Source organism: Actinoplanes aureus, from assembly GCF_015704865.1.
Taxonomy (GTDB): domain Bacteria; phylum Actinomycetota; class Actinomycetes; order Mycobacteriales; family Micromonosporaceae; genus Actinoplanes; species Actinoplanes aureus.
Window position 1 is genome coordinate 137,780 of record NZ_JADQTO010000005.1, and the last position, 17,994, is coordinate 155,773.

General features: G+C 70.6%; 17 protein-coding genes. 12 read left to right on the forward strand and 5 right to left on the reverse strand.

The annotated features are described in order from the left end of the window. The first annotated feature begins 6 nt into the window (after positions 1-6). The 6 genes from gcvH (at position 7) to I4J89_RS12150 (ending at position 5,388) form a co-directional block, all read left to right on the forward strand. A complete protein-coding gene (gene gcvH / locus I4J89_RS12125; protein ID WP_196414015.1) occupies positions 7-387 on the forward strand; it encodes a glycine cleavage system protein GcvH in 381 nt (126 codons plus the stop codon). A 221-nt stretch (positions 388-608) separates the two neighbouring features. Then, positions 609-1,055, forward strand: coding sequence for an oxoglutarate dehydrogenase inhibitor Odhl (odhI, locus tag I4J89_RS12130; protein ID WP_196414016.1), 447 nt, complete (start codon positions 609-611; stop codon positions 1,053-1,055). A 71-nt stretch (positions 1,056-1,126) separates the two neighbouring features. Next, positions 1,127-1,795 carry a transcriptional regulator FtsR gene (gene ftsR, locus I4J89_RS12135; protein ID WP_230858817.1) on the forward strand — a complete coding sequence of 223 codons (669 nt, stop codon included), beginning with the start codon at positions 1,127-1,129 and terminating at the stop codon, positions 1,793-1,795. A gap of 113 nt (positions 1,796-1,908) precedes the next feature. After that, positions 1,909-2,373, forward strand: a complete 465-nt coding sequence (locus tag I4J89_RS12140) for a bifunctional nuclease family protein (RefSeq protein WP_196414018.1) — start codon at positions 1,909-1,911, stop codon at positions 2,371-2,373. Between the two features lie 168 nt (positions 2,374-2,541). Further along, positions 2,542-3,093: a MerR family transcriptional regulator gene (locus I4J89_RS12145; RefSeq protein WP_196414019.1), complete on the forward strand. Its 552-nt coding sequence runs from the start codon at positions 2,542-2,544 to the stop codon at positions 3,091-3,093. 39 nt (positions 3,094-3,132) lie between these two features. Continuing rightward, positions 3,133-5,388: an ATP-binding cassette domain-containing protein gene (locus I4J89_RS12150; RefSeq protein ID WP_196414020.1), complete on the forward strand. Its 2,256-nt coding sequence runs from the start codon at positions 3,133-3,135 to the stop codon at positions 5,386-5,388. Positions 5,389-5,403: 15 nt separating this feature from the next. Here the strand turns inward: I4J89_RS12150 and I4J89_RS12155 are convergent, their stop codons facing one another. Further along, on the reverse strand, positions 5,404-6,195 hold the full coding sequence (locus I4J89_RS12155) for an alpha/beta fold hydrolase (protein ID WP_196414021.1): 792 nt from the start codon (positions 6,193-6,195) through the stop codon (positions 5,404-5,406). Positions 6,196-6,298: 103 nt separating this feature from the next. Here I4J89_RS12155 and I4J89_RS12160 point away from each other — a divergent pair, with 103 nt between their 5' ends. Continuing rightward, the gene (locus I4J89_RS12160; protein ID WP_309238278.1) at positions 6,299-7,258 is read left to right on the forward strand and encodes a sigma-70 family RNA polymerase sigma factor; all 960 of its coding nucleotides are present in this window, start codon (positions 6,299-6,301) and stop codon (positions 7,256-7,258) included. Positions 7,259-7,265: 7 nt separating this feature from the next. Further along, positions 7,266-7,727 (forward strand): hypothetical protein, encoded by a 462-nt coding sequence (locus I4J89_RS12165; RefSeq protein WP_196414023.1) that lies wholly within the window; start codon positions 7,266-7,268, stop codon positions 7,725-7,727. 2 nt (positions 7,728-7,729) lie between these two features. Here I4J89_RS12165 and I4J89_RS12170 read toward each other — a convergent pair whose 3' ends face one another. Continuing rightward, entirely contained in the window at positions 7,730-7,999 is a 270-nt protein-coding gene (locus I4J89_RS12170; RefSeq protein WP_196414024.1) for an STAS domain-containing protein, read from the reverse strand. A 171-nt stretch (positions 8,000-8,170) separates the two neighbouring features. On the opposite strand from I4J89_RS12170, the gene I4J89_RS12175 reads away from it, so the two are divergent. Then, entirely contained in the window at positions 8,171-8,392 is a 222-nt protein-coding gene (locus I4J89_RS12175; protein WP_196414025.1) for a phosphatase PAP2 family protein, read from the forward strand. Here I4J89_RS12175 and asnB read toward each other — a convergent pair. After that, entirely contained in the window at positions 8,361-10,268 is a 1,908-nt protein-coding gene (gene asnB, locus I4J89_RS12180; RefSeq protein WP_196414026.1) for an asparagine synthase (glutamine-hydrolyzing), read from the reverse strand. The genes I4J89_RS12175 and asnB overlap by 32 nt on opposite strands. A 155-nt stretch (positions 10,269-10,423) precedes the next feature. On the opposite strand from asnB, the gene I4J89_RS12185 reads away from it, so the two are divergent. Together I4J89_RS12185 and I4J89_RS12190 are read left to right on the forward strand one after the other, a co-directional pair. After that, positions 10,424-11,113 (forward strand): response regulator, encoded by a 690-nt coding sequence (locus I4J89_RS12185; RefSeq protein WP_196414350.1) that lies wholly within the window; start codon positions 10,424-10,426, stop codon positions 11,111-11,113. Then, positions 11,110-12,954 carry a sensor histidine kinase gene (locus I4J89_RS12190; RefSeq protein WP_196414027.1) on the forward strand — a complete coding sequence of 615 codons (1,845 nt, stop codon included), beginning with the start codon at positions 11,110-11,112 and terminating at the stop codon, positions 12,952-12,954. Before I4J89_RS12185 ends, I4J89_RS12190 begins: the two co-directional genes overlap by 4 nt. A 49-nt stretch (positions 12,955-13,003) precedes the next feature. Here the strand turns inward: I4J89_RS12190 and I4J89_RS12195 are convergent, their stop codons facing one another. Next, positions 13,004-14,497: a S1 family peptidase gene (locus tag I4J89_RS12195; protein ID WP_196414028.1), complete on the reverse strand. Its 1,494-nt coding sequence runs from the start codon at positions 14,495-14,497 to the stop codon at positions 13,004-13,006. Positions 14,498-14,575: 78 nt separating this feature from the next. Further along, a complete protein-coding gene (locus I4J89_RS12200) occupies positions 14,576-17,062 on the reverse strand; it encodes a DEAD/DEAH box helicase (RefSeq protein WP_196414029.1) in 2,487 nt (828 codons plus the stop codon). 190 nt (positions 17,063-17,252) lie between these two features. Here I4J89_RS12200 and I4J89_RS51465 point away from each other — a divergent pair, with 190 nt between their 5' ends. Continuing rightward, entirely contained in the window at positions 17,253-17,804 is a 552-nt protein-coding gene (locus tag I4J89_RS51465) for a DUF1707 SHOCT-like domain-containing protein (protein WP_309238279.1), read from the forward strand. Positions 17,805-17,994: the final 190 nt, after the last annotated feature.

A 17,994-nucleotide genomic window follows, 5' to 3' on the forward strand; every position in this document is an offset into this window, starting at 1 on the left:
GAAGCGTTGATTCCTGAGGATCTGCGGTACACCGCGGAACACGAGTGGGTCGCCGGCGACGGCAGCGGTCCGGTACGAGTGGGCATCACCCACTTCGCGCAGGACGCCCTGGGCGACATCGTCTTCGTGGACCTGCCCGAAGAGGGCACGGTCGTGCAGGCGGGTGACTCACTCGGCGAGATCGAGTCGACCAAGAGCGTCTCGGAGATCTACGCGCCGATTTCCGGCACCGTGGTGTCGAAGAACGCGACTCTCGCCGATGAGCCGGAAATCATCAACGGCGAGCCGTACGCGGCGGGCTGGCTCGTGGAGATCGCCCCTGATGATCCGGCGGCGCTCGATTCGCTGCTGGACGCCGCGGCGTACCGGGCCATCACCGAGAGCTGATCGGCGCAGAGCTGATTGGGTGCGGCCCGAAAAGCAAATATCGGTCTCCGCGAGTCCGGTTGCTCAGCGATATTGGCGCTGACTAGGCTCGCGGAGCACACGAAGAACTGTTATTCCTTTGAAACCGATAGTCGTGCGTCGGGCCGAATTAGGCCTCGGCGGGGCCGCAACGCGGTGGCCTCGCCGGTAGGCGACGACCAACTGATCCGTGAGGTGGTCCCATGACGCGCCCAGACGACGAGTTCCCCCCACTCGACGTCACGTCCACGCTGAACCTTGGCGCCCTTGACGAGGTGCTCGAGGGACCAGAGACCGACGTGGTGCCCAGCCGGATGTCCGGCTCGCTGCCTCCGGGCATGGCCCTGCTGGTCGTGCGCCGTGGCCCCAACGCGGGTGCCCGCTTCCTGCTCGATCACGACGTGACGACCAGCGGCCGGCACCCGGACAGTGACATCTTCCTCGACGACGTGACGGTTTCCCGCCGCCACGCCGAGTTCCACCGCGACGGCGGCACGTTCACCGTTCGCGACGTCGGTTCGCTCAACGGTACGTATGTGAACCGGGAAAGGGTTGAAGCCGCGACGCTGAGCAACGGCGACGAGGTCCAGATCGGCAAGTTCCGTCTGGTGTTCATCGCCGGTCCGCGGCCGGAGGGCGAGGGACGGTAGTGACTTCGCCGGGGGCGGCCGCGCGTGACCCGGGGGCTTCGGGCCCTCAGGGCGGGCGCGATGGTGCGCTGATGAGCATCGGGGAGGTGCTGGCCCACCTGCGCACCGAGTTCCCCGACACCACGATCTCGAAGTTGCGGTTCCTGGAGGCGGAGGGTCTGGTCGACCCGCAGCGCACCGCCTCCGGGTACCGCAAGTACTCCTGGAACGACGTGGCCCGGCTGCGTTTCGTGCTGACCGCGCAGCGTGACCAGTACCTGCCGTTGCGGGTGATCCGGGAGCAGCTGGACCGGATGGAGCAGGAGCCGGCGGTGCCGCAGCGCCCGACGCTGGTGGCGGTGGGTGCGCAGCGGGCCACGGATCCCGCGGACACCCGCATCCCGAAGACGGATCTGCTGGAGCGGACCGGCGTCGAGGAGGCGCTGCTGGCCGAGCTGGAGCAGATCGGCCTGGTCACCGCCCGCCCGCCGGGCTGGTACGACGCCGACGCGGTGATCATCGTGGAGGCGGTGGTGGGCCTGACCCGGTACGGGCTGGAGGTGCGGCACCTGCGGGCGTTCCGCAACGCCGCGGACCGTGAGGTGGGCCTGTTCACACAATTGCTGGCGCCTATGGTGCGGCAGCACGACCCGGCGGCCCGTGCCCGGGCGACCGAGACCGCGCGTGAGCTGCAGGCGTTGTCGCAGCGGTTGCACGCGGCTCTGGTGCGGTCGGGTTTACGCGGCGAATTGGGGCGTTGACCTACCGCGTGGGGGTATCCCGCACGGGTCGGTTTCCGATGGTGTGCGTGTACCGTGCAGGTAGGGGCGGCTGGACGTACAGCGGCGACAACACGACGACACGGAGGCGGGCGGTGCGCGAGCTGAGCGTGGTCGGGGTCAGGGTGGAGCTGCCCAGCAACCAGCCGATCGTGTTGCTGCGGGAGGTCGACGGTGATCGGTACCTCCCGATCTGGATCGGGGCGGTGGAGGCGACCGCCATCGCGTACGAGCAGCAGGGCGTGAAGCCGGCCCGGCCGCTCACTCATGATCTTCTCCGGGACATCCTCGCGGCGCTGCAGGCGCCGCTGAAGGCGGTCGAGATCACCGAGTTGAAGGACAACGTCTTCTACGCCGATCTGCTGATCGGGGAGAACCTGCGGGTGTCGGCGCGGCCGAGCGACTCGATCGCGCTGGCGCTGCGGGTGGGCGCGCCGATCCGCTGCGCCGACCAGGTGCTCACCGAGGCCGGCATCGTGATCCCGGACGAGCAGGAGGACGAGGTGGAGAAATTCCGCGAGTTCCTCGACCAGGTTCGCCCGGAGGACTTCGCCGGCTGAGCCAGGCTGAGGCGGACTGAGCCAGGCTGAGCCGCGTGTCCGATATCGACACTTGCCGAACGCAAGGGCTAGCCCGGACGCGGCGTGTCGTGCGGTTACCTCCATGTTTCGGCCGTCGCTGAGATATACGCTCGTGACGTCCAGGTGAACCGGCGGGGAGGTAATCGCGTGCACGAGCAGCCTCTTGAAGGCCCACTCCTCGGCGAGGACGGCACAGTCGGGTATCGCGGGGTGACGGCTTGTCAGGCGGTCGGGATCAGCTACCGGCAGCTCGACTACTGGGCGCGTACGACGCTTGTCGTGCCGAGCGTCCGCGACGCGTCGGGATCCGGGACGCAGCGCCTCTACTCCTTCCGTGACCTGGTGGTTCTCAAGGTGGTGAAGCGCCTGCTGGACGCCGGTGTGTCGCTGCAGAACATCCGCCGGGCGATCGACACGCTGCGCTCGCGGGGGGTGGACGACCTGGCGGAGATCACGCTGATCTCGGACGGGACGACGGTGTACGAGTGCCGCTCCCCGGAGGAGGTCGTCGACCTGTTGCAGGGCGGCCAGGGCGTGTTCGGGATCGCGATCGGCGGGGCGTTCAAGGAGATCCAGGGTTCGCTGTCGCACCTGCCCTCGGAGCCGGCGTCGCCGCAGCCGGTGGGCGTGGACGTGCCGGCCGAGCCGTCCGCGGGTGACGAGCTGGCGGCCCGCCGGGCCCGCCGTCGCGCCGGTTAAGGGTCAGTTTCTGACCTGATTCCGGGGTAGCTTTCCCCGGTGACTCACATCGCAGACAGCCACGATGTCATTCAGGTCCGCGGGGCCCGGGAGAACAATCTTCGCGACGTGTCGCTGGACGTACCGAAACGCCGGTTGACGGTGTTCACCGGAGTGTCCGGTTCTGGTAAGTCGTCGCTGGTCTTCGGGACCATCGCCGCCGAGTCGCAGCGGATGATCAACGAGACGTACTCGGCGTTTCTCCAGTCGTTCATGGGCAGTCCGGCCCGGCCGGACGTCGACGCCCTGCACAATCTCAGCGCCGCGATCGTGGTGGACCAGGAGCGGATGGGCGCGAACGCCCGGTCGACGCTCGGCACCGCGACGGACGCGTACACGATGTTGCGGATCATCTTCAGCCGGCTCGGGTCGCCGAGCGCGGGCAGCGCGCTGGCCTACTCGTTCAACGCCGAGGGCATGTGCCCGAACTGTGAGGGCCTGGGCAAGGTCTCCACGATCGACGTGGACCAGCTGGTCGACCGGTCCAAGTCGATCAACGAGGGCGCGATCACGGTGCCGAACTTCAGCGTCGACGGCTGGTATGTGAAGGCCTACTCGGAGTCCGGCTTCTTCGACCCCGCCAAGCCGATCCGCGACTTCACCGACGCGGAGATGTCTGACTTTCTCTACAAAGAACAGACAAAAGTCAAGATCAACGGCATCAATACGACGTACGAGGGACTCGTTCCCAAGGTGCAGCGGATGTACCTGACGAAGGAGCGGGAGTCGGTGCAGCCGCACATCCGCGCCTTCATCGACCGGGCCGCCACCTTCGCCGCCTGCCCGGACTGCGGCGGCACCCGGCTCAAGCCGTCGGTGCTTCAGTCGCGCATCGACGGTCGCAACATCGCCGAGTGCTCGGCCATGCAGGTCAGCGACCTGGCCGTGTTCCTGGCCGGGATCACCGCGCCGTCGGTCCGTCCGGTCGTGACGAACCTGCGGCACACGCTCGACTCGCTCGTCGAGATCGGGCTGGGCTACCTGTCGCTGGACCGGGAGTCGGCCACGCTGTCCGGCGGTGAGGCGCAGCGGGTGAAGATGGTGCGCCATCTCGGGTCGAGCCTGACCGACATCACGTACGTGTTCGACGAGCCCACGGTGGGCCTGCACCCGCACGACATCCAGCGGATGAACGGGCTGCTGCTGCGCCTGCGCGACAAGGGCAACACGGTGCTGGTGGTCGAGCACAAGCCGGAGACGATCGCGATCGCCGATCACGTCGTCGACCTCGGGCCGGGCGCGGGGCCGGGCGGCGGGCGGATCCAGTTCGAGGGCACGGTCGAGGCACTGCGCGCCAGCGAGTCGCTGACCGGCCGGTATCTGGGGCACCGGGTGTCACTCAAAGACACTTGTCGCGAAAAAACCGGTGTGATGCCGATTCGCGGCGCCACCACCCACAACCTGCGCGGCGTCGACGTCGACGTTCCCACCGGGGTGCTGACGGTCGTGACCGGGGTGGCCGGCTCCGGCAAGAGCTCGCTGATCTACGGGTCGCTGCCGCAGCGCGACGGCGTGGTCGTCGTGGACCAGTCGGCGATCCGCGGCTCCCGGCGCAGCAACCCGGCCACGTACACCGGGCTGCTCGACGCGGTCCGTACCGCGTTCGCCAAGGCCAACAAGGTGAAGGCGTCGCTGTTCAGCGCCAACTCGGAGGGCGCCTGCCCGAACTGCAAGGGCATCGGCCTGGTCTACATGGACCTGGCGATGATGGCCGGGGTGGCGAGCGTCTGCGAGGAGTGCGAGGGCAAGCGGTTCACCGCCGAGGTGCTCGGTTACAAGCTGCGCGGCCGGGACATCAGCGAGGTGCTGGCGATGCCGGTCAGCGAGGCCCAGGAGTTCTTCACCGAGAAGCCGGCGCGGGTGGTCCTGGACCGGCTCGCCGCCGTCGGTCTCGGCTACCTCACCCTCGGCCAGCCGCTGAACACGCTGTCCGGCGGCGAGCGGCAGCGGCTGAAGCTGGCCGTGCACATGGGCGGTGGGACGGTTACGTACCTGCTGGACGAGCCGACGACCGGCCTGCACCTGGCCGATGTGGATCAGCTGCTCGCGCTGCTGGACCGGCTCGTCGACACCGGCAACACGGTGGTGGTGATCGAGCATCACCTGGCGGTGATGGCCCACGCCGACTGGATCATCGACCTGGGCCCGGGCGCCGGCCAGGACGGGGGTCAGGTGGTCTTCACGGGTACGCCGTCCGAGCTCGTCGCCAAGTCGGACACGGTGACGGCCGAACACCTGCGCGAATACGTCGCCTGACCCCCGCGTGCCAGGTCAGTCCTGCTGGTCGAGGAAGGCCAGCGCGGTCTGCGGGAACAGCGGCGACAGGAACAGGCTGTAGTGGGTGAGGCCGGGCAGGATGGCCAGCGCGTGGCCACCCTTGGGCCGGCCCTCACCCATCCAGCCGCCGTCCCGCTGCCCGCCGTCGAGCAGCGCGAACACCTCGACGAAGTGCGACGGCGGGCACATGTCGGCGTCGGCGGCGACGATCATGGTGGGCACCTGGAGGCCACGAACCTCCTCGGTGAAGTCGAAGTCCTCGGCCATCGCCGCGCCGATCTTGTCGAGCAGGCGGGGGAAGTCCTCCGGGCGGGGCGCGAGCCGCTGGTACGCCTCGTACATCGGGGTCTCCTTCATGAACTCGACGGCGGCCGCATTCACCTGGCCCTGCTGCTCCAGGATCTCCGGGTAGGTGGCGCTGCGCTTGATGCCGGCCGAAGCGGAGACGCAGCGCCGGATCTTCTGCGGGTGGCGGATGGCCACCTGCATGGCCACGCCGCCGCCGAGGGAGTAGCCCACCACGTCCGGCTTCTCCAGGCCGAGGTGGTCGATGAGGGCGGCGATGTCGTCGGCGATCAGGGGGATCTCGAGAGGGCGGTCGATGTCGGCGGTGCGCCCGTGTCCTTGCAGGTCGACGAGGATCACCTGGTGCCCCTCGGTGAACCGGGGCAGGATCGGAGCGAACATCTCGCCCGAGCCGAGACCGCCGTGCAGCAGGATCAGCGGCCGGCCGGTGCCGTGGATCTCGTAGTAGAGGTTGATCCCGTTGACGTCGGCGTAGGTCATGACGCGCTCCTTGCGAGTAGTGGTGACGACGGGTAGACCAGCCGGGTGCCAAGGACTCATCGCGGGTAGCGAAGAAAATTTGAACTCGGCTAGGTTCGGCTTCGTGAGTGATGTCGCGGCGCAGCTTGAGACGTTCCGGCCGGAGTTGACCGGCTACTGCTACCGGATGCTCGGGTCCAGCTTCGAGGCCGAGGACGCCGTGCAGGACACGATGATCCGGGCCTGGAAGGGGATCGACGGCTTCGAGGGCCGGTCGGCGCTGCGGTCCTGGCTGTACCGGATCGCCACCAACGTGTGCCTGACCATGCTGGGCAGCGCCCAGCGGCGGGTGCGGCCGATGGACCTGGGGCCGGCCGGGTCCGGGCACGCCACGCATCCCGGCGAGCCGCGCCCGGAGGAGATCTGGGTGGGCCCGGTGCCGGACGAGCGGGTGCTGCCCGAGGCCAGCGACCCGGCGAACGTGATCGCGGCGCGGGAGTCGATCCGGCTGGCGTTCGTGGCCGCATTGCAGCACCTGCCGGCCAAGCAGCGAGCCGTGCTGATCCTGCGCGAGGTCCTCGCCTGGTCGGCGCAGGAGGTGGCGGAGCTGCTGGAGACCTCGGTGGCGAGCGTGAACAGCGCGTTGCAGCGGGCGCGGGCGACGATCGCCGCCGCCGACACCGCCGCGGACGTGTATCAGCCCCTCGACGAGGAGCAGAAGGCGCTGCTGGGCCGGTATGTGCAGGCCTTCGAGGCGTACGACCTGACGGCGCTGACGGCGCTGCTGCACGAGGACGCGACGCTGTCGATGCCGCCGCTGCCGCTGTGGCTGCGCGGCCCCGACGACATCACCGCGTGGATGGAGGGCACCGGCAGCGGCTGCCGTGGTTCGCGGCTGGTTCCGGTGGTGGCCAACGGGCTGCCGGCGTTCGGCCAGTACCGGTGCAGCCCGAGCGGCTCCGGGCACGACCCGTGGGCGCTGATCGTTCTGGAGATCGCGAACGGGCGGATCAGCGGGGTGAACAACTTCCTGGACACCGCGACGCTGTTCCCGCTGTTCGGGCTGCCGGCGCACCTGGACTGAGACCGGGATGGCTGTGGGGGCCGTGATCTGGGTGATCGGCGTCGTCCTGCTCGGCGGCGCCGCGCTCCTGCTGCCGGCCCTCACCGCCCATCGGCGGCGCAACCCGCAACGCCCGCCGCAACGCCCGCCGGCCGGGCCGCCGGCGCAGGCGGTCACCGCCGAACGGTACGAGATCGTCGTGGACGACGACGGCCTGACGGTACGGGTACGCGGCTACGGCTACGCCACGGACTGGGCGCAGCGCTGCCGGTTGTGCTGGGACGAGGTCGTGTCGCTGGTCCTGGACACCGGCACCTACGACAGCATCGTCTCGCTGTACGCGACGACCCGCGGCGATCACTTCCACACGCACCTGGTGGACGGCAGCGCGTTCAGCCGTGACCAGTGGACGTCGCTGCGGGCGGTGATCGCCGCGCGGACCGGTGGCCGGATCGACCTCGACCTCGGCCCGCTCGACGGCCGGGCCTGACGTCACGGGTCGCCGGGGCCCAGGCCGAGCAGGTTCAGCAGACCGACCAGGTCGGGCCCGGCACCCGTGACGACCAGCCGGGATCCGTGCCGCCGGGCGGTGAGCCGCAGCCGGGCGACGGCCTCGGCCGTCACCACGTCCGGCCGGGCCACCGCCACGTCTATGACCACGACCCGGGCGGGGTGGTCGCGCAGCAGCAGGGCGAGGTCGGCGCAGAGTGCCGGGATGTCCGCGCGCGTGAGGGTCGCGCCGACCGCGAGAGTGGCCGTCATGTGAGTACAGACCGTCCGGCGGCCGCGAACTCATCGGCATTCCCTTGAAGAAGGAATGGGAGCGGGACCGCAACGCGCAGGCGGCGATCTGGGACGTCGGCCAGCAGTTGCCGTGGGTGCAGGGGCGCAGCTTCGCGACGGTCAGCGGCGCCGTCTACGACGCGGTCAACCATGCGCACCTTCTTCGGCCGCGACCGGGTTCCGTTCAGCGCCTACAGCGTGGCGTCCGGGACGACGCGGCACTTCGCCGGCTTCTCCCAGGCCGTCGACGAGGTGGTCGACGCCCGGGTCTGGGGTGGCATCCACTTCCGCACCGCCAGCGCGCAGGGCCGCGAGCTGGGTGAGGCGGTCAATGCCTGGTCTACCGCCCGCCACTTCCGGCCGCGCCGATGAGGCCGGAGGAACCGATCGACCGTTCCACCTTGATCGCGTGCCACAGGCAGAACATCGCGACCGTCCACACCTTGCGGGAGCGGTCGGCCTCGCCGCGCCGGTGTTCGGCCAGCAGCCCGCGCGCATAGGACAGGTCCAGCAGGTGCCCGGCCTGCGAGCCGGCGAACAGCTCGTCCACCCAGTCACCGATCGGGCCGCGCAGCCACACCCGGGTCGGGGTGGGGAAGCCGAGTTTACGGTTGGAGCGCACCGACTCGGGCACGATGCCGCGCATCGCCTCGCGCAGGGCGTGTTTGGTGGTGCGGGTGCCGGCCGGCAGTTTCAGCTCGGTGGGCAGTCCGGCGGCGGCCGCGTACACCTGCTGGTCCAGGAAGGGCACCCGCAGCTCCAGGCTGTGCGCCATGGACATCCGGTCGGCCTTGGTCAGGATGTCGCCGGGCAGCCAGGTGTGCAGGTCGACGTACTGCATGGAGGCGACGTCGTCGACGTCGGCGGTCTCGGCGTACAGGTGGGCGGTGATCGCGGTGTGCGGCTGCGCGGTGTAGCGCAGCAGCCGCGCCTTCTCCGCCGGATCGAAGATCCGGGCGTTGCCGTAGTAGCGCTGCTCGATCGGGGTGGTGCCGCGTTCCAGGAAGGAGCGGCCCTTGACGCCCTCGGGCAGCACGTCGGCGAGGTGGCGCAGGCCGCGCTTCATCCCGGCCGGGAGCCGGTCGACACCGGCCAGCGACAGCGGCTCGCGGTAGATGGTGTAGCCGCCGAACAGCTCGTCGGAACCCTCCCCGGAGAGCACGACGGTGACGTGGCGCGAGGCCGTCCGGCACAGGAAGTAGAGCGGGATCAGGGACGGGTCGGCGATCGGGTCGTCGAGCAACGAGATGATCTCCGGCAGGGCGGCGATCACGTCGGACTCGGAGACCACGGTCGGGGTGAGGCGTACGCCCAGCTGGTCCGCGGTGTCCTGGGCGACCTCGATCTCGGAGTAGCCCTGATCGGCGAACCCGGCGGTGAAGGTGTGCAGGTCCGGGCGGTTCCGGGCGGCCAGGGCGACGATCGCGGACGAGTCGACGCCGCTGGACAGGAACGCGCCGACCGGCACGTCGGCCTGCAGATGGTGGCGGACGCTGGCGGTCAACGCGTCCTGGACGGCCTGGTAGGCGGCTTCCGGCTGGACACGCAGCGGGCGCAGCGACGGCCGGAACCAGCGGTGTACGCGTACGCCGCCGCCCGGGGTCCAGACCAGGCGGTGGCCGGGCGGCAGGCGGCGGATGTGCCGGTGCAGGGTGAGCGGGTCGGGCACGTACTGGAAGGTCAGGTAGTGCGCGAGCGCGTCGGTGTCCAGCCCGCCCGCGGCACCGGCGGCGAACGGGTCGAGGGCCTTGCGTTCACTGGCCAGGAACAGCCCGTCGGCGGTTTCCAGCAGGTAGAGGGGCTTGATGCCGAAGGCGTCGCGGGCGGCGTGCACTGTACCGGTGCGGTGGTCGTAGGCGACGAACGCGAACATGCCGCGCAGCCGGGGCAGCGCTGCCTCACCCCAGTAGTGGAAGGCGGCGGCCAGGACCTCGCTGTCGCCGTCGGTGGCGAACTCGGCGCGGTGCTCGCGGACCAGCTCGGCGCGCAGCTCCCGGTAGTTGTAGATCTCGCCGTTGAACAGCACGGTCCAGCGGCCGGCGTAGTGCAGCGGCTGGGCGGAGTGCTCCCGGTCGATGACGGCCAGGCGGTTGAAGCCGAACGCGTACCCGTCGCCGTAGTCGATGCGGGTGTCGTCGGGGCCGCGGTGGCGCATGGTCTGCAGCGCGGCGGCGAAGGCGGCCGCCGTGTCCGCGTCCGGCGGGCCGGCGTCGGGCCGGCTACTGACGAAAGCGCTCAGACCACACATCGGAAGCCTCCAGCTCGGGTGAGGGGAGGCGACGGTAGGCAGCGACCTGTGAAGATCTCGTGCGGTTGTGTGCCGGTTCCGGCGCCCCGCCGGAACCGGGCGGGTTCTTCACCGGAACCTGACATTCCTTGGTGCGGTGGACCCCCTGGGTGAGAATGCGATCCGTGACCGCCCGCATCCTTGTCGCCGACGACGACCCGAAGCACGCGCAGCTGATCCGCCTGTACCTGGAGCGGGAGGGGCATCAGGTGCTTACCGTGGGTGATGGCCGGGCGGCGCTGGAGCAGGCCCGCGCACGGAAGCCGGACCTGGTCGTGCTGGACGTGATGATGCCGCTCGTCGACGGGCTGGACGTGTGCCGGATCCTGCGGGCCGAGTCGGACGTGGCGATCGTGATGGTCACCGCCCGGTCGGCGGAGAACGACATGCTGCTCGGGCTGGACATCGGCGCCGACGACTACCTGAGCAAGCCGGTCAGTCCCCGCGAGCTGACCGCCCGGATCCGGGCGCTGCTGCGCCGCACCCGCGGCGGCGAGCCCGCCGAGGTGCTGCGGGTGGGCGGCCTGGAGGTGGACGCACCCCGGTTCGAGGTACGCGTCGACGACACCCCGATCCGGCTGACCGCCAAGGAGTTCGGCATCGTCGAGTTGCTGGCCCGTGAACCGGGCCGGGTGTTCACCCGCGGGCAGATCCTGGACAAGGTGTTCGGCTTCGAGAACGACGTGTCCGAGCGGACCGTCGACGCGCACGTGGTCAACCTGCGCCGCAAGATCGAGAAGAATCCGGCCGAGCCGCAGTACGTGCAGACCGTCTACGGGCGCGGCTACCGGATGGCCGAGCGGTGAGTTTCCGCCTGCGGATCTTCCTGCTGGTGCTGGTCGTGGCCGGCACGGCGATCAGCGCCACGGCCTGGCTGACGCTGAGCCTGACCTCCCGGGAGGTGATCCGGGCCGAACAGGCCCGCGAGCAGCACCAGGCCGAGGTCATCGCGGAGATCCGCCGATTCGGCGTCCGCAACGGCCGGTGGCCCGGCGTCGACCGGGTGGTGGCCGACCAGGCGGTGGCGACCCGGCTGCACATCCGGGTGGTGGCCGACGACGGCGAGGTGCTGGCCGACTCGGACACCATTGAGGGCCGTACGGCCGGGCCGGTGCAGCTGCTGCCCCAGGCCGTCGATCCTATTCCGCACCTGGACCAGCGGATCCGGGAGCTGGCCGCCCGGCGGGCGAAGTGGGTTCCGGGCGCCGACCCGTCGGCGGAACTGGCCCGGGCGAACGGAAAGCCGCTGTCGGAGAAGGCAGCCGGGCCGCGACCGGCGCTGCCTCGTGACCTGTTCGGGGTGATCCCGGCGGCGGGAGCGTTCACCGAGCCGGCCGCGCAGGCGTTCCATCAGGTCGTGCGGTATCGGACGGCACTGGCCACGGTGCGGTGCGCCGCCGACTCCGGGCTGGGCGAGCCGGCGCTGGCGCTGGACACGTCGCCGTACCTCAGCGAGCAGCAGCGCGCCGCGGCACCCGGATGCCTCCGGGCCGCCACCAGCAAGGTGCTGGCCGACGAGCCGTGGCTGGAGATGGCGTGGACCGAGTTGAGCCAGTGCCGGGCGGGTCATCCGGTGTACGCCGACTGCCTCGGCGCGCGATTCGTCAGCGCGGCGTCGAGCACGACGGCCGTACCGGTGGAGGTGTATTTCGGCGCCCGGCAGGGCACCGGCCTGGACGGCCTCCAGCAGCCGGCCCTGATCGGCGCCGCGGCCCTGCTGGTGGTGGCCGCGCTCGGCACGGCCTGGATCGCGCGTCGGGTCAGCCGCCCGGTGCGGCTGCTCACCGGCGCGTCGCTGCAGCTGGCCACCGGCCGGCTCGACGTGCGGGTGCCGGCCGGCGGGCAGGACGAGCTGGCCCGGCTGTCGGCGTCGTTCAACGCGATGGCGGAGGCGTTGCAGCGCAGCGAGGAACGCCAGCGGCGGCTGATCGCCGACGTCGCGCACGAGATGCGTACGCCGCTGTCGAACCTGCGCGGCTACCTGGAGGGCCTGGCCGACGGGGTGATCGAGCCGAGCCCCGAGTTGTTCGCCTCGCTGCACGAGGAGACGCTGCTGCAGCGGCGCATCCTCGACGACCTCCAGGTGCTGGCGCTGGCCGAGGCGGGTGACCTGGCCTACTCGCCGGTGCCGCTGGACCTGGCCGAACTCGCCGAGACCGCGGCCACCGCGCACCGGGCGGTGGCCGCCGCGGCCGGCGTCGACCTGGTGGTGGACGCGCCCGAGCGGGTGCGGATCGAGGCCGACCCGGACCGCACCCGCCAGGTGCTGGGCAACCTGCTGAGCAACGCGATCCGCTACACCGACGCGGGCGGGCGGGTGGAGCTGCGGGTGACGCGCGACGCGCATGCCGCGATTTTGACGGTACGCGACACCGGCGTCGGCATGACCGCGGAAGAGGTGGCCCGGGCGTTCGACCGGTTCTGGCGGGCGGACCCGGCCCGGCAGCGGGCGACCGGCGGCTCCGGGCTGGGGCTGACGATCGCCCGGCGCATAGTGGCGGACCAGGGCGGCACCCTGGAGGCGGCCAGCACCCCCGGTCTGGGGACGACGTTCACCGTGCGGTTCCCGGCCACGCCGGCGGACGCGGCGGCCACCCTGTCCGGCGTGTTCTCCAGACGGGCCCGCCGGGAGATGAACGGCCGGTGAGCCGCCCGCCGGCACGCACGACGCGTGACGGCGGGCGGCCCGGGGTGCCCTACGGGTTGGTGTAGCCGAGCGCGTACGAGCCGGAGCCGTTGTACGCGTGCACCCGCCAGCGGTAGTAGCCGCTCGTACCGGTGTAGCTCGCGGTCTCGTCAGCCGCCGAGGTGGCGCCCTGCGCGACCACCGACCAGGCGCTGCCGTTCCACTTCTGCAGGTAGAGGTCGAAGTCGGTGCCGGTCGGGCCGTCGAGGCAGGCGCGGTGCGTGCCGGACGCCGACGAGTAGTAGTAGCTGTTGTCCGGCTGGTAGGCGCTGCCGCCACTGGCCAGCGAGCCGTTCACCGAGAACTCGTAGCCGGAGCAGCCGGTCGGCGGGGTGGTCGGCGGCGTGGTGCCGCCACCGCCGCTGGTCACCAGGGTCCTGCCGTACGCGGTGAGGATCTCGTTGACCGGCTGGAAATAGGTGGTGCCGCCGGAGGTGCAGTTGCCGGACCCACCGGAGGTGACGCCCTGCGCCTGCTGGCCGCTGAGCCACGAGCCACCGGAGTCGCCCGGCTCGGCGCACGCGTTGGTACGCGTCAGCCCGGACACCGAGCCCTCCGCGTAGTTGACCGTCTGGTTGTACGCCTGCACGGTGCCGCAGCGCCACCCGGTGGTGGAGCCGGACCGGCAGATCGCCGCACCGATCGCGGCGACCGTGGAGCCGGCCACCGTCACGTTGCCGCCGGAGTAGTTGTTCACCCACGGCTGCGGGACCCAGTTGGAGTTGACCGCCACCCACGCGTAGTCGTTGCCGGGGAACGACGAGCCCTGGAACGTGCCCTGGGCGACCCGGTTGAAGCCGGTGGTCGCGTTGCCCGGGTCGCCGCAGTGCCCGGCTGTGACGAATCCGCCGTTGACCGAGAAACCGACCGAGCAGCGCCCGCCGCCGATGTAGTAGGCGTCGCCGCCGCGTACGTCGTAGAACAGCCGGGGCAGTTCGGCGGTGGTCTCCACCCGGACGGCGGCGGCGTCGACGCCGCTGGCCTTGATGAACGCCTTCGCCGCCGTGGTAGCGCCGTGTGCCTGCACCACGACAGAGTTGGTCTTGACGTCGACGTACCAGCCGGGCACCTTGCCGGCCGGTGCCTTGGCGGCCGCGGCGTCCAGCTTCTCCTTGATCAGGTCGAGCTTCGATCCGCTGTTGGCGACCACCTTCGCGGTGGCGCCGGCGGCGGTGACCTCAGCGGTCCGCGACGACTCCGAGACGGCCACGACGAGCTTGCTGTCGGCGCCGAGCCAGGCGCCGGCGAAGGCGGGGCCGAGCTTCTTGCGCAGGGCGAGTTCGATGCGGGCCGCGGCGTCGTCACCGGCGATGCGCTCGCGCGCCGCCTTCTCGGTCAGGCCCAGGTCACGTTGCATGGCGGCGAGCATGGCGGTGGAGGCGGCATCGCCGGCCGGCGACGCCCCGGTGGGTTGGGCGCCGGCCGGGCCGGCGAGAACGACAGCGGCCAGACCGGCCGGCAGCAGGATCGCTGCTGCGGCGGTGGCGGCGACGGTTCGGTTCATCCGGTCACTCCTTTTCAGGGGTAGTGGCCGCAACCTAGCCGTCGTTCATCGACGAGGGTAGATAACTAACGACTCATATCAGTGCGGGCCCACCGCGGTGACCGTGATCGCGGCGGTGCCGGCCTCGTCGGACTCGGCGAGGTCGACGGTGGCCTCGATGCCCCAGTCGTGGTCGCCCTCCGGGTCCTCGAAGACCTGCCGGACGGTCCACGCCGTGGCGCCCTGCTCGATGTGCAGGAACGCCGGGCCGCGCGCGGACGGGCCGGTGCCGAGCGAGTCGTACTCGTCGTAGTACTCCTGGATGGCCTTCTGCCAGCGGTCGGCGGTCCAGCCGGACTCGGCGTCCATCTCGCCCAGCAGGTCCCAGCGGCGCAGGGCGGCCAGCTCGACCCGGCGGAACATGGCGTTGCGGACCAGCACGCGGAAGGCGCGGGTGTTGCGGGTGACCGCGGGCGGCTTGTCGTCGAGGCGGACCTCCTCGATCTCGGCGCCGGGGTTCTGCAGCCGCGCCCACTCGTCGAGCAGGCTGGAGTCGACCTGGCGGACCAGCTCGCCGAGCCACTCGATCAGGTCGGTGAGCTCCTCGGTGCGGGCGTCCTCCGGAACGGTCTGCCGCAGCGCCCGGTACGCGTCCGCGAGGTAGCGCAGCACCAGGCCCTCGGAGCGGGACAGGCCGTAGAACGAGACGTACTCGGTGAACGTCATGGCCCGCTCGTACATGTCGCGGACCACCGACTTCGGCTTCAGCTCGTAGTCGGCGACCCACGGGTGCCCCTGCCGGTACGTCTCGTACGCGGCGTCCAGCAGCTCCTTCAGCGGCTGCGGCCAGGTCACGTCCTCGAGGAGTTGCATGCGCTCCTCGTACTCGATGCCCTCGGCCTTCATGGCGTTGACCGCCTCGCCGCGCGCCTTCTGGCGCTGCGCCGAGACCACCTGGCGCGGGTCTTCGAGAGTCGACTCGATCACCGAGACGACGTCGAGCGGGTACTCCGGTGACTCCTTGTCGAGCAGCTCCAGTGAAGCGAGCGCGAACGGCGACAAAGCCTGATTCAGGGCGAAATCCAGTTGGAGATCTTCTACCAGGCGATATGTCCCTGATTCGGTGCGCTCGATCACGCCACCCGCGATCAGCGCCCGGGCGATCGCCACCGTCCGGCGGATGAGCCTGCGCTGGGACGGCCGTTCCTCGTGGTTCTCGGTCAGCAGATGGCGGAGAGCCAGGTACGGGTCGCCGCCACGGTTCATGACGTTGAGCAGCATGGCGTGCGACACGTGGAACGACGAGGTGAGCGGCTCCGGCTCGGCGTCGACGAGCCGGTCGAAGGTGGGCCGGCCCCAGCCGATCGTGCCCTCCGGCGGCTTCTTGCGGACCACCTTGCGACGCTTCTTCGGGTCGTCGCCGGCCTTCTTCAGGGCCCGCTCGTTGTCGATGACGTGCTCCGGGGCCTGCACGATCACGGTGCCGATGGTGTCGTAACCGGCCCGGCCGGCCCGCCCGGCGATCTGGTGGAACTCGCGGGCCTTCAGCAGGCGGGTCTTCACGCCGTCGTACTTCGACAGGCCGGTGAACAGCACGGTGCGGATCGGCACGTTGATGCCGACGCCGAGCGTGTCGGTGCCGCAGATGACCTTCAGCAGGCCGGCCTGGGCCAGGGTCTCCACCAGGCGCCGGTACTTCGGCAGCATGCCCGCGTGGTGCACGCCGATGCCGTGGCGCACCAGCCGGGACAGGGTCCGGCCGAAGCCGGCGGTGAACCGGAAGTTGCCGATCGCCGCGGCGATCCGGTCCTTCTCCTCCCGGGTGCACATGTTGATGCTCATCAGCGACTGGGCGCGTTCCAGGGCGGCGGCCTGGGTGAAGTGCACGATGTAGACCGGGGCCTGCTTGGTGGACAGCAGTTCCTCGATGGTCTCGTGCAGCGGCGTCATCGCGTACTCGAACAGCAGCGGCACCGGCCGCTCCACGCTGCTGACCACCGCGGTCGCGCGCCCGGTGCGCTTGGTGAGGTCATCGACGAAGCGGGTGGTGTCACCGAGCGTCGCCGACATCAGGATGAACTGGGCCTGCGGCAGCTCGATCAGCGGCACCTGCCAGGCCCAGCCCCGGTCCGGCTCGGCGTAGAAGTGGAACTCGTCCATCACGACCTGGCCGACGTCGGCGTCGGCGCCCTCGCGCAGCGCCAGGTTCGCCAGGATCTCCGCGGTGCAGCAGACGATCGGGGCGTCCGCGTTGACGCTGGCGTCGCCGGTGAGCATGCCGACGTTGTGCGCGCCGAAGATCGCGCAGAGGGCGAAGAACTTCTCGCTGACCAGCGCCTTGATCGGCGCGGTGTAGAAGGTGGTGCGGTCCGAGGCGAGCGCGGCGAAGTGCGCCCCCGTCGCGACCAGGCTCTTTCCGGACCCGGTGGGCGTGTTCAGGATGACGTTGGCGCCGGTCGCGATCTCGATGAGCGCCTCCTCCTGATGCGCGTACAGGGTGAGGCCCTGCTCCGCGACCCATGCCTGGAAGGCATCGAAGACAGCGTCGGGTTCGGCGTTACCGGGAAGGCGATCGGTCAGCGTCATGATCCTGCAAGTCTGTCAGTTCGCGCCGAACACCGCGTACAGGGGACCGGCGATCCCGGCGGCCACGGTGACCACGGTGGCGACGACCACGACGGTGGCTCCGATTCGTGCGCGCATGGGGCGCAGTCTGCCCGCCGGCGGTTGCCGGCGGGGTTGCCGTTCGGTTGCGGTGGGTGGTTAGGTTCGGCGCGTGGGAGTTCCAGTGCCGGCGCCGCCTTCGGACGGCGACCGCGAGCGGGTGGCCGAGCTGCTCCAGCAAGCCTGCGGCGACGGGCGCCTCACTCTGGAGGAGTTCAGCGTACGGGTGGGCGCCGCCTGGGCCGCCGAGGACGACGCGGCCCTGGCCCGGGTCACCGACGGGCTGGCCCCGACCCCGGTCGTCGGCTCGTCGCGCATCGTGGAGAAGGTCGTCACGGTCTTCAGCCAGACCAAGCGGCGCGGCCGGTGGCGGCTGCGCGCCCAGCGGCTGGGCACCTACACCGTCTTCGGCTCCACGAAGATCGACCTGCGCGACGTGGCGACCGGGGAGGACGTCATCGAGATCGCCGGCTGCTGCGTCTTCGGCGAGCTGAAGATCATCGTCCCGGAGGGCGTCGAGGTCGAGGTCACCGGCCTGGTCGCGCTGAGCTCGCAGGAGACCCGGCTGGCGCCGGTGCCCCGGCTGCCCGGAACCCCGGAGATCCGGGTCCGGGTGAGCACCTGGTTCAGCAACCTGGAGATCCGCTCCCGCCCGCCGGGCTAGCCATCCCACGGCGTCCGCGTTTCGCTTCCGCTTCCTTTTCGGTACGCGTTCCGGCAGTTTCCGCCCATTCGGACCGTCCCGCCGTGCCGCGCGAGCCGGCACGTCCCGCGGCCCCAGCGCGGCCGCCGGGCCCAGGCAGCCCGCACATGTGATTACATGATTACTGGATTACAACCGACGGAGGGTCATC